Raw genomic sequence first — 14,021 nt, forward strand, 5'->3', positions numbered from 1 at the left:
TTCAATATCCTGTGAAAGCAAAAGTTAGTTAATTATAGGGGGCCAGGGGAGTCAAGTCTGCCTGGTTCTGATATTTCATCCATTTACTAGGATACCTGAGCTACCAGCAGTTCTATACAAAACCAGAGGGCTGCACAAATATAGATCAGGCACAAGAGTGCACGCAGTCTGAAGCGTTTTATCAGCCTGGCTTCATCCTGCGTGGAAATAAGCAAGGGGTGGCCTGGCTGCCCCGGGTTGGTAAGAACATGCATATCCGGTAAATTAAGCTGGTGTTGGCGTTGCTGCCGGGCTTCTTCCAGCGCTGCTTCACGTACCGCTTGCCATTCAATGGCTGAAAACTCAGTGGCTCCGGGGGCGGCAAAATGTGCCAATAATTGCTCATGGTTGCGTTTCCAGTCACGAATAATATCCGCTTGCAGGCTGCTTGTTGTGGCTGTGTTGCGTCCCCCGCCGACTGTCTGAAACTGCCCCAGCGCATAGACTTGTTCATGCTCCATGATCAACTGTTCTGTATAGCGGTAACGACCCGTGGTGAAGCTGGGTGAACCCAATGAAGTGGCGTATTTCACTAAGGCCGACGGGTTGGGACTATGGCCATGCCAGATACTCCGTTGAGCTACATCTATTTCAGCCTTGTCAGGATCGATCAGGCAAACACCGGTACCATCATTGATCTGAAACCAGGCATCAGACATGCCTCGTTCCAGCAGTTTCCAACCCCCCTTACCCTCATCACCCTGACGATCAATACGGTAGCGGTACCAAACACAAGGCCGGCCGGATAAAGGCGCGTGCAACAGACCGCCCTCACCACAAACCACATGGCCAATAATTTCCACATAGCCTTGTGGTGCAGAGCGAATCATGGCAGTCGGTGTGTCGGCAATCAGACGATAACGGCGCAAGTGCCGGAACATAAAAAACACTGCTGCCAGAATGCTCAGCCCACAGACGGCAAGCCCCAGTAACTGCTCTTGGCGGTCGATATAGAGGTCCAGAAACATCGGTGTAGCTTAGCTAAACAGCTTTTTCATGTCCGCATCTTTCAAATCAGCTTCATCAAATTCCAGCAGTGTCGCTGGTAGAAAACGCAAGCGCCTGGCAATGATAATGTCGGGAAACTGTTCAATACGGATATTCAGGTGATTTACACAATCGTTATAGTATTCACGACGATCGGCGATGCCGGATTCAAGGGAGGTAATGCGGTTGTGCAGGTGCTGGAATGACTCACTGGCACGCAATTCCGGATAGGCTTCAGCGACCGCAAACAGATTGCCCAGTCCAATACGCATCTGCGTCTCAGCCTGGCCTAATGCCCCCACATTGCCAGCCTCACGGGCACTGGCAACAGCTGAGCGGGCTTGCATCACTTTTTCCAGCGTATCCTGCTCGTAGGTCATGTGCTGCTTACAGGTTTCTACCAGTTTGGGTAGTTCGTCATGACGTTGTTTCAACAGCACGTCAATGTTTGACCAGGCACGGCTGACATTATGCTTAAGACGCACCAGATTGTTGTACAGAAAAATGCTGTAAAAAATTGCCAGCGCCAACAGTACTAATACGATCAGCCAGAAAGGGTCCATAGCGTAACTCCCTGAGTAAGTGAAGTTCTACTATAACTGAATCCACGAAGCTGAAAAATACGCGTGACACATGTCAGAGATCAAAGAAGTAGACAACCAGGTTTTTAATCAGAAAGACGCCCAGGCCCATGCCCAGGGCAAGAAACAGGATAAACGTACCGAACTTGCCGGCTTTAGACTGTTTAGCCAGGTCATAAATAATAAAAAAGATAAACGCACCAAAGGCAGCTAAACCCACGTTAAGTATAATGATTTCTACTTCTGCGAGCCGCATAGATATTCCTCTGGATTGTTCAAGTGTGTGTAGTGTACAAATTAGTGTACAAATTCAATTTGCTGATTGGATACTGCCCGGTGGTTGAAGTTCAACCTGATGACTAAAAATAGCCGCACAACATAACACCAAGGTTTAACAAGGGGTAGATTGTACAGATTAGAACTGAGCGTTATAGTGTTTGCTTATAAAAAACTCGAACAATTAATAATATTTAGTTATAGATAAGGTAAGTATGTCTTCATCACGTGCTCGATTACATTCGCTGGGTATTGCCAGTGCTCTGCGAGAAACTTTTCGTGAAGGGTATTCACGCCGTGATTTTTCCGCTGATCTGATTGCGGGTGTTACCGTCGGTATTATTGCCATTCCATTGGCTATGGCACTGGCAATTGCCAGTGGTGTTAAGCCGGAATATGGCCTTTATACTGCCATCATAGCAGGGTTTCTGATCGCACTAAGTGGTGGTTCACGCTACAGTATTTCCGGCCCGACGGCGGCTTTTGTGGTGATTCTCTATCCTGTGACCCAAGCCTTTGGGCTGGGTGGTCTTCTGGTTGCCACTCTTATGGCCGGTGCGATTCTGGTGGCTTTGGCTGTTGCCCGCCTGGGACGTTTGATCGAGTATATTCCTGAATCGGTTACTCTGGGCTTTACGTCCGGGATTGCGATTGTAATAGCTGTATTACAGATGCGGGATTTTTTTGGCTTACAACTCAGTGTGGTGCCGGAAAGTTTTGTTGAACGTATCCTGCTGCTGTTTTCGGCACTGCCTGGTTTGAATCTGGCCAATACCAGTGTGGCATTGTTCACACTGCTGGTATTGATTTTCTGGCCTCGCCTTAAGCTGCCAGTGCCTGGACATCTGCCAGCACTGCTTGGCGGCACCTTTCTGGCCTGGCTATTTATTCAAACGGGTATGGATGTCGATACCATTGGCAGTCGCTTTAGCTATGAGCTGCCAGATGGCACCACAGGGCAGGGAATACCGCCGTTTTTACCCGCATTTGAATGGCCGTGGATGCGTCCCGGAGCGGATGGCGAGCCGTTGAACTGGTCCTGGTCAGTAATCAGAGAGTTACTGCCAGCCGCTTTTTCAATTGCCATGCTGGGTGCAATTGAATCCCTGCTTTGTGCTGTTGTACTGGATGGTATGAGCGGTCAGCGTCATCATGCTAATGGAGAATTGCTTGGTCAGGGTATGGGTAACCTGGTAGCGCCTTTTTTTGGTGGTATCACTGCAACGGCAGCGATTGCCCGTTCAGCCACGAATTATAAAGCCGGTGCCAAATCACCCATCTCGGCGATGATACATGCACTGGTTGTGCTGGCCGGATTGTTGATTCTGGCTCCCTGGCTGTCCTGGTTGCCGATGGCCAGCATGGCGGCACTGCTGGTTATTGTGGCCTGGAATATGAGTGAAGCGCACAAGGTCATAGCGCTTATTAAGCGTGCTCCGGTCGGTGATATCCTGGTGTTGATGACCTGTATGTCATTAACGGTATTGTTTGATATGGTGCTGGCGATTTCCGTGGGTATTGTTATGGCTTCTATCCTGTTTATGCGTGATCTGGCGGGTATGACGCGCTTTCAGGATATTTCGATGCAACGCAAGCATGTACCGCAGAACCTGCCGGAAGGCTGGACGGTGCTGAAGTTATCCGGGCCGTTGTTTTTTGCTGCTGCAGAACGGGTATTTGATGAACTGGCTGAAAGTGTGGAAGGGAACCAGGGTGTTGTACTCTATATGGATGGTGTGCCCTTGCTGGATGCAGGTGGTATTAACGGCTTTGATCGCTTCAGCAATTTTTGTGAGCAGCAGGGGATTCGTCTGATCATTGCAGATCTGCAGTTCCAGCACTGCGCGCCATGGCGCGAGCCGGGATGAAGCCGACTGAAAATCTCAGCTTCACCGCTACTCTGGAAGAAGCCCTGGAACGACTGAGCGCCGCTTAGCTCAGGCGAATGGGCTGGTAGTCTGCCATCCATGCCACCAGGGCTTCGGCTGGCATGGGCTTGGCAAAATAATAACCCTGCAGAAACTCACATCCCAGGCTGAAAAGTACATTGCGCTGTTCAGCCGTTTCGACGCCTTCAGCGATCAGTCGCAGCTTAAGGCTTCGGGCCATGGAAATAATGGCTTCCACCAACAGGGCATCTTCGTTATCCAGTGTCAGGTCGCGTACAAATTCCCGATCAATTTTCAGTGTGTCTATGGGGAAGCGCTTCAGGTAGCTCAGTGCTGAATAGCCGGTACCAAAATCATCAATCGCCAGGTGCACGCCCAGATCACAGAAGGATTGTAGCCAGGCAATGGTTTCCTCACTGTTTTCCAGTAACATGCCTTCGGTGATTTCCAGCACCAGCTGTGCGGCTTCAAGCCTGGACTCTTGCAGAATACGGTGAAGTAACGGGGCATCCATACCCAGATTGCGTTGACGCCCGGAGATATTCACCGACAGGTAGAGCTTCAGTCCCTGTTGTTGCCATAGACTGATCTGTTGACAGGCTGTTTCCAGTACCCACTGACCGATCGGGCCTATCAAGCCGGTATCTTCTGCAAGTGGAATAAATTGATCTGGTGAAATCATCCCCAGAGTTGGATGGTGCCAGCGCAGCAAAGCCTCTACACCAGTGACACGCCCTGACTGCGCCCGAACCAGTGGCTGGTAATGAACTTCCAGTTGGCCATGCTCCAGGGCCTGGCGCAGATTCTGCTCCATCTCCATCAGTGTGTTGGCATGTTCCTGAAGGCTGCTGGTGAAAAACTGGAAACGGTTACGGCCGGTTTGCTTGGCGCGGTACATGGCCAGATCAGCATTACGCAGCAGGGTATCGGGATCGTCTGATTCCCCTGGATACATGGCCAGTCCAATACTGGCACCGATGATAATGTCACGGCCTGCCAGAGTGAAAGGGTCAGATAGCTTGCGAATGATCTTCTCAGCTACCAAGGCTGCATCCCGATCAGACTGTATGTTGTGCAGCAGGATGACAAACTCATCACCGCCAAAGCGGGCTACTGTGTCACTTTCGCGCACACACTGTGTCAGGCGTTTGGAAACTTCCATCAACAGCTCATCACCGTGCTCATGGCCTAGCGTGTCGTTCACGTATTTGAAACGATCCAGATCGATAAACAGGACGGATATCATTTGTTGATCCCGCTCTGCAGTAATAATGGCCACTTCCAGTCGGTCCAGCAGCAAGCTACGATTGGGTAGCTGTGTCAGTGCATCATAGTACGCCTGATGACGAATATTCGCTTCGGCCTCCTTACGGCTGGTAATGTCGGAGAACACGGAAACAAATTCAGTAATCTGACCCTCGTCATCATGCAGTGCTGAAATCGATAGCCATTCCGGGTAGACACTACCATCCTTACGCCGGTTCCAGATTTCACCTGACCAGCATCCTTCAGTATTAAGGCTTTCCCACATGGCATTATAAAAGAAACGATCATGTCGGCCAGAGCTGAGTATGCTGGGATTTTGCCCTTTAACTTCTGCAGCGCTATAGCCGGTAATACGTTCAAAGGCCGCATTGACCACTTTTATCGTGCCCTGATGATCGGCCACCATAATCGCCTCATTACTGGTTTCGAATACGGCTGCGACCATGCGCAGCTGCTCTTCGGCTCTGAGGCGCTCGGTAATATCTTCCTTAACTGCAATAAAATGACTAATTTCACCTGTATCAGTTCGCAAAGGGGAAATGGATGTGGAATCCCAGAAAAGCGTTCCATCCTTTTTGCGATTGAGTAGTTGGCCTGACCAGATGTTGCCTTCACGCAGCTGTTGCCACATATCGGTAAAAATATCAGCGGATATCTCACCGGATTTAAGAATATTATTATTTTGCCCCAGTAGCTCCTCCGAAGAATAGCCAGTCATTTCGGAGAGCTTCGGGTTGATGTATTCAATTATACCTGGGTGTCAGTGATCATGACGGCACTGGGGCTTTGCTCCAGTGCACGCCCGAGCTGTCGAAGCTTCAGATGCGTTTGCTGGGTTTCGGTAATGTTGGTACGTACACTGGCAATCCCGCCTTCGGCTGTGGGGTTGTTGCTAGCCTGATACCAGCTGCCATCCTGGGTATGCTCCAGGTAGTTCTGGGTGCTATCCAGAGGCACAGCAATCGGTGAAGACGTAGTCACCCCCTGAGACTTATTCATGCTTTGCAGGGTTGACCAGTCAGTGGCATTAGTCTGCTTCAGCCAGGGATAGAACTCGATCCAGCGTTTGTTATACAGCACCAGCTTGCCATGTTTGTCGAACAGTGCAAAGGCTTCAGATAAGCTGTTTACTGCATCCTGCAGGCGTGTGCGGGCCTGTTCCGAGCGGTGGTTGAGTTGTTGTAAGCTTCTGAACATACTGCCAAGCAGTATCATCAACAGGCAGGTTAGTAGCAATAGCGCCAAGGTAAAGGCCTCGGCATGGCGTGAGCTCTGGTTGTAATGATCCTGGTAACTTTTTTCCAGAGCACGTAACTGGCGGCTGGTATCCACAGCATTAAATTCATTTCGGTACTGGTGCAGACTCTTCAAATGACGCAGGTTGCTGCTTGCCTGGCTGGCAAAGGATAACAGTGACGGATGCGCATCAGCCTTGATCTGACTGAGAGGCTCGATGGCCTGGGTTAGCTCAGTGAGTCTATTCTGCTCCGGAAACAGGTGGTAGCGAAACAGCTGACTCATCAGTCTGGCAGCAGCATCCCGCTGAGGGTGATTCTGTTCGCGTAGCTCTTGAACCAGTGTTGGCATATAAAGTAAGGCGTTTCGTATCAGCGCGGCATAGTGTTTTATCTCTTCGGTCAGTGCATATTTATGCTGCTGATCCTGATAATAACTTTCCAACAGTTTTATGGATTGTGGATTGAGCCCCTGATTGAACGAGCTATCGGTGTTGAACATGCGGCTCATCAGTTGATCATGCTGACGCCGATAGTTTACCTGCGTATCATATTGATGCTGCACACCTGTAGCGATTAGCAGGGTTTGCTCATCCAGGGCGGCATCCAGTTCGCGTAACTGCAGGAACTGATCAAGTCGCTGAGTATGATCAACACTGTTGATCGCGCGTGTCTGAAAAAACAACAAGATAAGAATAGCGACCGTTAGTGCCAGTAGTAGCAGAAATGGACGGGATAAGGACTGCATTAGTGTTTCACCCGATCAAGCCGAGGGTGTTCACCGGTGAGTGATTGAATAAAAGCCGCAATCTCGGTGATATCCTCTTGAGTCATTTCACGTCCAAGCTGAAAGCGGGCCATGGTGGCAATAGCGTCTTCCAGAGTATCTGCACTGGCGTCGTGAAAGAAGAAGCTGTTCAGTGATGCAGTACGTAATCCGGGTACCTTGAATACATAACGGTGCTGGTCTTGGCCAGTTACATTGAACCGCCCTAAATCGGCCTGAGAAATAGCCTCGCCCTTGAGAGCAAAATAGTTTTCCAGGGACCCCATGCGGGCAAACATATTACCTCCGACGTTGGCACCTTGGTGACAACTGATACAGCCATAGTCACGAAACTTTTGATAGCCCCGCTGCTGTTGCGCCGTGATGGCGGTTTCATCACCTTGAAGCCAGCGGTCAAAGGGTGCATCAGTGAGTACCAGTGTACGCTGAAAACTGGCCAGTGCACTGCGTATATTGGTTGGGGTTATACCATCAGGGAAGAGTGCATTAAATTGCTGCTGCATGTCCGAATCCAGCATTAGCTTGGCAACCACTTCGTCCCAATTGCTGGCCATTTCTACCGGGTCATGCACCGGGCCATCTACCTGCTCTTCCAGATCGCGGGCCCTGCCATCCCAGAACTGTACGTGGTTAAGCTGACTGTTATATACGCTGGGTGAGCGAATGTGCCCCAGCTTACCGCCAACGCCCACGGAAAACGGACGTCGGTCAGCGCCGTTATGTGCCAAGTCATGACAGCTGGCGCAACTGATGGTGTTATCAGCGGATAAGCGCACATCATGAAACAGCTGGTCGCCCAGCTGTACTTTGCCAGTATGCTCATTAGGGGCTTCGGGCACTGGTAGTATGGCATTGTTTGCAAAAAGCACAGTACTGAACACGAGGCTAACACATAAGGTTGCCAACTGACGTAAATGTAAGGGCATAGCCTGTAGGATCAAACGTATCTCCTGCACCTGGTGTGCAATACATGGGGCTGAAACTTAATGATCCTTCTTGTGTAGGCAGAATTCAACACACCTTTGGTCGCTTGATTGCGCTGTATCAATAAAACGTTGGCTTTTAGTACAATTCATAAGCTTTGCGGTGTCTACCTACATAATCAAACAGTTTTTCATTAATTGACCAGTAATGCTTGTGCTTTCTGGCGATAACGAAATCAGGGTGTTTTAACCGATCTGCAACCTTCAGTGCCTGTTGTGCTGAATGGATACGGGTGCGTTGCGTACCATCATGCCAGCGGCTGAACACACGATTAAACACTTTCAGTTGTGCCGGTTGGTTTAGATCAAAGTATTCACTGAGTGTTTTGCCATCTTCATCATGGTAGGTTACTCTCAATTCTCTGCCTTGTAATGTAAATGTCATCCCGGCACAGCGCAGAATCCGTGTATCCTTTAGTGATAATGCCCGTTTCAGCAGATCGTCATGATCAATCAGTATCCCCTTGCACTGCTCACAGCGTCTTGCGGTAATATCGTTTTCGGCGTTGCAATGCGGACATTCGCGAAAGCGGAAACGAAAACGGCACTGGTCAACCAGAGTTTCACCGACCAGCCCCTGACAGCGTCGACCAAAGTGTTCTACAACCTGGCCCTGGTCATCGGTTCGCCCCCAGAAGGTATTGGCAAAGCTACACTCCGGGCAAAATACTTGTACCGGCTTTGTATTCGCTGCAGGTTTGGGTGAACCTACCTCGGGACTGAACAGGTTAAAGCCATTCGCCGCATAATCTATGATCAAACAGTCGCTTTTGTCTGGATAGAGTCGCAAACCTCGTCCAGCTATTTGCTGATACAGGCTGACTGAGCGGGTTGGGCGTAAAATAGCGATGAAATCCACATGCGGTGCGTCAAACCCGGTGGTCAAAACCGATATATTAACCAAATACTTGATCTGTAGCTGCTTAAACGCCAGCAGTGTCTGGTCGCGCTCGGTTGTATCTGTATGGCCTGTAATCAGGCTGGCCTGACCCATAGGAAGATAGGTCATTATTTCCTGGGCATGATCGACACTGGCGGCAAAAATCATCACGCCTTTGCGTTTGACAGCCTGCTTGACGATCTCTTCACAGATAGCCTGAGTGACTCGGGGGTACTTGTGCAGAAGCTGATTAACCTCTTCAGTATCATAATCGCCTTTACCTTCTGCACTCAATTGGGAAAAATCATAATGGCGGGTTGCTGCATCAATACAAATCGGAGGCGTCAGGTAGCCTTCACGAATAAGTTGACTAAGTGGCAATTCATAAATGCAATGCTCAAAGGTGGCACTCAGTGTATCTCTGACAAAACCACGATAATCCCGACGGTAAATCCAGCCCTCACCCAGCCGGTAGGGCGTAGCCGTCAGACCGAGTAGTTTCAATTTGGGGTTGTGCTGGCGCAGGTGGGTCAGCACTTGCTGATATTGGCTGTTCTCATCAATGCTGACACGGTGGCATTCATCAATGATCACCAGTGAAAAGGTTTCACTGAATAACTGTGTATGTCCGGCCAGGGACTGAATGCTGGCAAAGGTAACCTGATGTTGATTGTCCCTGCGTTGTAGTCCGGCCGAAAAAATACCGGCTTGCAGTCCCAGCGCCGCATATTTGGCATAGTTTTGCTCGACCAGCTCCCTGACATGGGTGAGTACCAGAATACGTTGGCGTGCAAGGCGTGCCAGTTCGGCAATTACCAGGCTTTTACCGGCACCTGTCGGTAACACTATTACAGCGGATTCCGTGCTTTGCCTGAAATGAGTCAGTGTTGCTTCGACTGCCTGGCGCTGGTAATTACGTAGTATAATTGGTTGCATTTAAAGCCTTGTCAGGGCAGTTTGTCAGGGGCCAAAAGGTGCCGCTGGGAATTCGCCATGAATGAATATAGGAAGCAATCGACCATGATAACAATTGTAAAAGCTGATCTCACCCATCCTGAGCATGCCGATGCACTGGTGCAGTTGCTCAGTGAGTACGCCCGCGATCCTATGGGAGGAGGGGAGCCCTTAGCTGAAACAGTGGTTGAAAATCTGGTTACAGAGATGCAAAAAAGACCTCATTTGCATAGTTTTATCGGTTTCTCGGGAGATGAGCCGGTAGCCTTGATGAATACTGTCGAGGGCTTTTCGACCTTTGCGGCTAAACCCCTGTTGAATATTCATGATGTGGTGGTCAGTCGTCCTTACCGGGGGCAAGGTATTTCACGCCTGTTGTTTGAATCAGCTGAAATCTTTGCGAAAACACTGGGTTGCTGCAAACTGACACTGGAGGTGCTGGAAGGAAATGCGATAGCAAAGAAGGCCTATAGCCGTCTGGGCTACGCGCCTTATCAGCTTGATCCGGACGCAGGAAATGCACAGTTCTGGGAAAAGAAAATAGAGAAATAATTCTGTTTTTTCTGTTTTATATTTGTTAGAATTCTGTTTAATGAATCGCTTCAGCGAGATTCAACAGGAGATCTGAGTCACACCCCAGGGAAGGCGGTATGACTCACTGTAACGCAGGACTTTTTAAGCCTGCGTTTCTTTTTCCTGCAAAAACTCTTCACTCAGATACAGCTCATCATTACTGTTTACACCCACACCCCGATTGATAATATCGCTAGCGATTTGTTGTGCTTCGGTGAGTGAGTGCATTGTATACGTGCCGCATTGATAGGCATTCAGTTCTGGAATCTCTTCCATTGATTTAACCTTGAGTACATCCTGCATGGCACCCGTCCAGGCATCGGCAACTTGCTGCTCGGTTGGTGTGCCTATGAGGCTCATATAGAAACCTGTGCGGCAACCCATGGGTGAAATATCGATGATTTCAACTGAATCACTGTTCAGGTGATTACGCATGAATCCGGCAAACAGGTGCTCCAGTGTATGGATGCCTTTCTCTGAGAGGATTTCACGATTGGGAATACAAAAGCGCAAATCATACACGGTGATCGGATCGCCGGATGGCGTTTGCATCATTTTGGCGGTACGAACCGCAGGGGCTTGCATACGGGTATGGTCAACACGAAAACTGTCAAGTAAGGGCATAGTCTACTCCTGATTACATTTACACTTAATGTAGCATATACGCTGTCCAGGCGGTATTCAGATGCCTGATCATCTGCTGCATCTGCAATGCAGATACGTAACTGCTGATCCGATAGCGGCCTACTGAAATAGTAGCCCTGGTAGTGGTGGCAACCGAGTGCTTCAAGTTTTTGTAGCTGCTGTTCGGTCTCTACTCCTTCAGCAATCACATTCATGCCAAATGCCTCTCCCATGGCCAGTACGCTACGAATAATCGCTTCATCGCTATGATTATTTAACAGGTCATGTATGAAGGCTTTATCCACCTTGATTTGATCAAAGGGCAGTTTCTTGAGATAGGAGAGCGAGGAAAACCCTGTGCCGAAATCATCTAAAGAAAAACAAATTCCGGCCTGTTTCAATTGGCTCATTTTTGCAACGGCTTCATCTGAGTAGTCAATCAGCAGACTTTCAGTCAACTCAAGTTTAAGCCGGTTAGCGGGAGCGCTGGAGTCGCTGACATGCTGCAGTACCCGTTCGACAAAATCATTGCATTGAAACTGGCGGGCACTGATATTAACTGCCAGTGTCCATTTCGCCGTGTAGGGATGCTGTTGCCAGGTAGCCAGGGTCTGGCAGGCTGTAGCAATCACAAAATCCCCTATCAGTAGTATCAGGTCAGATGATTCAGCCAGAGGGATGAAGGCGGCCGGTGAGATGAGCCCCTGAGTCGGGTGCTCCCAGCGTATCAGTGCTTCACACCCGGTGATCAGCCGGTGGCGATTATATTGTGGCTGGAAAAAAAGCCGCAGCTGGTTTTTATCCAAAGCATGGCGCAGATCATTTTCAAGTTGTACCACCTGATCCACTTGCTGCTGCATAATCGGGTCGAAAAAGCTGACGTTATTATGGGTGTTGAATTTGGATTGATTTTTGGCCAGGTCAGCACGTTTGAGTAACTCATCTGCACTCGTGTCAGCATCAGCACAATGTACGATACCGATATTCGCCTGGGTGTAAACCGGTTTATCCTGAATAGAAAAGGGGGTGATGAAAATCCCCTGTATATCCTTGATCAGGTGTTCTATATCAAACAACGCCTGTTCGGCTGAGTGCTCCCGAAACTCACATAGAATGACAAACTCATCCGCGGCCAGACGGGCAAGGCTGGAGTAGATGGGTAAAGCTTCGGTTAGCCGTGCGGCCACATCACATAGAAGTTGATCACCAGCACTACGTCCCAGGCTGTCATTGACCAGCTTGAAATTTCTTAAGTCGATCAGTATCAAGGCAAAGCTGTTATTCTGCATTCGAGTACGCGTCGATGCCGACTGGATGCGATCACGCAGCAGGTCGATATTGGCCAGTCCGGTGAGTTGATCATACAGCGACAGGTGCTCTATTTTCTCTTTGGACTCTTTTGCCTGGGTAATATCAGCAAAGGACGCAACAAAATAAAAGTGCCGCGGATGTGTGCCAGCGACTTTGGTGATACTGAGGTGTTCTGGAAAAATTTCTCCGTTTTTACGCCGGTTCCAGATTTCGCCATCCCAGTATCCCTGCGTATTCAGGGCGTTCCACATGGCCTTGTAAAAATCCTGGTGGTGATAACCCGAGCTAAACATAGAGGGATTACGTCCGATAACTTCTTCTTCGCTGTATCCGGTGATACGTGTAAAAGCATCATTTACACGCAGGATTTGGTTATTTTCATTGGTGATAGTGATCGCTTCATTGGTTCTGAAAGCGGCCGCAGCAATACGCAGATCTGCTGCACGTTTCTGGCGCTGGCGAATGTCGTAACTCACCCAGGTTACCGCCAGCAGGATACTCAATGTCAGGACTAGAATGATTTCTGCAAGGTACTTGTTCACAAAATCACGCATATCAAAGTGAGTGATGCGATCTGGATGTACGCGCAGTTCCAGCAATATGTGTTCCAGGTTGGCATAGTCCACCGGTGGTATAAAGCCAAAGTATCCACCAGTAAGCGCTGCCTGTGAATCGGGTGGAATGGAATACAGTGCCTGTGTTATGTCACGAACGACCAGTGGGTCCAGTGCTGGCATTGCCGCAAACGCCCACTCTGGAATCAGTGGGGTGGAGTGAATCAGGGGGAACTCAGGATGTTGTTGTTGGTTAATTACCTGCAATTGATCAATCGATAGCTTGCCTGACTGGATCATGGATTCCATGACGCCTGAGCGAATGAAGGCCACATCGGCCTGGCGGTTAAGTAACATCTCAATCGCTTTGTCCTGAGGCTGTCCGGAATAGGTTACTTTGTTTACATCCTGGGGAAGACGTATGCCCGCCTGGTTAAGCGTCCAGTGCTGAATACGGTAGGCACCCAGGGAGTTGGGGTGAACGGCAACTATATGCTGCCCGCGTATAGCGCTTAATGAATTTAGCTCAGGCCTGTCTGCAAGGGCGACTATAACACCAGCAAAGCGCTCCAGAGGCTGATCGTTGAAAGTCGGCATGAGTGTTGCTGATGCTGAAACCCCTGCAGATGATCGCAGCAGTATGTAATGTTCCGGCTGGGTAAGAATGAAGTCTAACTGCTGTTGATTCACCGCTTCAGTCATGCTGTCCATAAACAAAACCTGAAGCTCAAGTTCGTACTGAGGCAGTGTCTTATTTAGATGATTCAGTGTTTCCTGCCACTGTTGTTGGGTGGCGTCCAGACTGCGAAAAGCCAGAATACCGATGCGCAACTTCTCTGTCTCAGCGGCAGAGACAAGTTGAGCGCAACTGATCAGCAGCAAAGAAAAAAACAAGCCAAAAAACTGCACTGCAGGCTTGGTTGGGTTATGCAACAGCCAGTACTCCTTCAATGTTCAAAAAAATAGGGTTCAAAATGAACATACAAGCTTGCCGGTCAGTATAGTGTAACTGGTGTTTGAATAACTTGTTGTGTGTCAAATACTAGAGACATCTATAGGGAAAAACAGTAATTTATATGTGG

At 49.2% G+C, this 14,021-nt stretch carries 11 protein-coding genes; 2 read left to right on the forward strand and 9 right to left on the reverse strand.

The window, feature by feature from the left end:
• Positions 1 to 86: 86 nt before the first annotated feature.
• The 3 genes from LH51_RS06230 to LH51_RS06240 form a co-directional block, all read right to left on the reverse strand.
• Entirely contained in the window at positions 87 to 1,007 is a 921-nt protein-coding gene (locus LH51_RS06230) for a GIDE domain-containing protein (protein ID WP_052063504.1), read from the reverse strand.
• A 9-nt stretch (positions 1,008 to 1,016) separates the two neighbouring features.
• Entirely contained in the window at positions 1,017 to 1,589 is a 573-nt protein-coding gene (locus tag LH51_RS06235; RefSeq protein ID WP_036520767.1) for a LemA family protein, read from the reverse strand.
• A 73-nt stretch (positions 1,590 to 1,662) separates the two neighbouring features.
• Positions 1,663 to 1,863, reverse strand: coding sequence for a DUF2788 domain-containing protein (locus LH51_RS06240; RefSeq protein ID WP_036520769.1), 201 nt, complete (start codon positions 1,861 to 1,863; stop codon positions 1,663 to 1,665).
• A 235-nt stretch (positions 1,864 to 2,098) separates the two neighbouring features.
• On the opposite strand from LH51_RS06240, the gene dauA reads away from it, so the two are divergent.
• On the forward strand, positions 2,099 to 3,751 hold the full coding sequence (gene dauA, locus LH51_RS06245; RefSeq protein ID WP_327124430.1) for a C4-dicarboxylic acid transporter DauA: 1,653 nt from the start codon (positions 2,099 to 2,101) through the stop codon (positions 3,749 to 3,751).
• A 64-nt stretch (positions 3,752 to 3,815) separates the two neighbouring features.
• On the opposite strand, the gene LH51_RS20435 is transcribed toward dauA, so the two are convergent.
• The 4 genes from LH51_RS20435 to LH51_RS06260 form a co-directional block, all read right to left on the reverse strand.
• Entirely contained in the window at positions 3,816 to 5,789 is a 1,974-nt protein-coding gene (locus LH51_RS20435; protein WP_327124450.1) for a putative bifunctional diguanylate cyclase/phosphodiesterase, read from the reverse strand.
• The gene (locus tag LH51_RS20440) at positions 5,786 to 7,021 is read right to left on the reverse strand and encodes a DAHL domain-containing protein (protein WP_052063506.1); all 1,236 of its coding nucleotides are present in this window, start codon (positions 7,019 to 7,021) and stop codon (positions 5,786 to 5,788) included. Before LH51_RS20440 ends, LH51_RS20435 begins: the two co-directional genes overlap by 4 nt.
• A complete protein-coding gene (locus LH51_RS06255) occupies positions 7,021 to 8,001 on the reverse strand; it encodes a cytochrome-c peroxidase (RefSeq protein ID WP_144244193.1) in 981 nt (326 codons plus the stop codon). Before LH51_RS06255 ends, LH51_RS20440 begins: the two co-directional genes overlap by 1 nt.
• A gap of 121 nt (positions 8,002 to 8,122) precedes the next feature.
• On the reverse strand, positions 8,123 to 9,859 hold the full coding sequence (locus LH51_RS06260; protein ID WP_036520770.1) for a DEAD/DEAH box helicase: 1,737 nt from the start codon (positions 9,857 to 9,859) through the stop codon (positions 8,123 to 8,125).
• 84 nt (positions 9,860 to 9,943) lie between these two features.
• On the opposite strand from LH51_RS06260, the gene LH51_RS06265 reads away from it, so the two are divergent.
• Positions 9,944 to 10,429, forward strand: a complete 486-nt coding sequence (locus LH51_RS06265) for a GNAT family N-acetyltransferase (RefSeq protein ID WP_036520772.1) — start codon at positions 9,944 to 9,946, stop codon at positions 10,427 to 10,429.
• Between the two features lie 123 nt (positions 10,430 to 10,552).
• Here LH51_RS06265 and luxS read toward each other — a convergent pair whose 3' ends face one another.
• Together luxS and LH51_RS18910 are read right to left on the reverse strand one after the other, a co-directional pair.
• Positions 10,553 to 11,074: an S-ribosylhomocysteine lyase gene (luxS, locus tag LH51_RS06270; RefSeq protein ID WP_036520774.1), complete on the reverse strand. Its 522-nt coding sequence runs from the start codon at positions 11,072 to 11,074 to the stop codon at positions 10,553 to 10,555.
• A complete protein-coding gene (locus tag LH51_RS18910; protein WP_052063507.1) occupies positions 11,002 to 13,872 on the reverse strand; it encodes an EAL domain-containing protein in 2,871 nt (956 codons plus the stop codon). Before LH51_RS18910 ends, luxS begins: the two co-directional genes overlap by 73 nt.
• Positions 13,873 to 14,021: the final 149 nt, after the last annotated feature.

This window comes from Nitrincola sp. A-D6 (assembly GCF_000764495.1).
Lineage (GTDB): Bacteria > Pseudomonadota > Gammaproteobacteria > Pseudomonadales > Balneatricaceae > Nitrincola.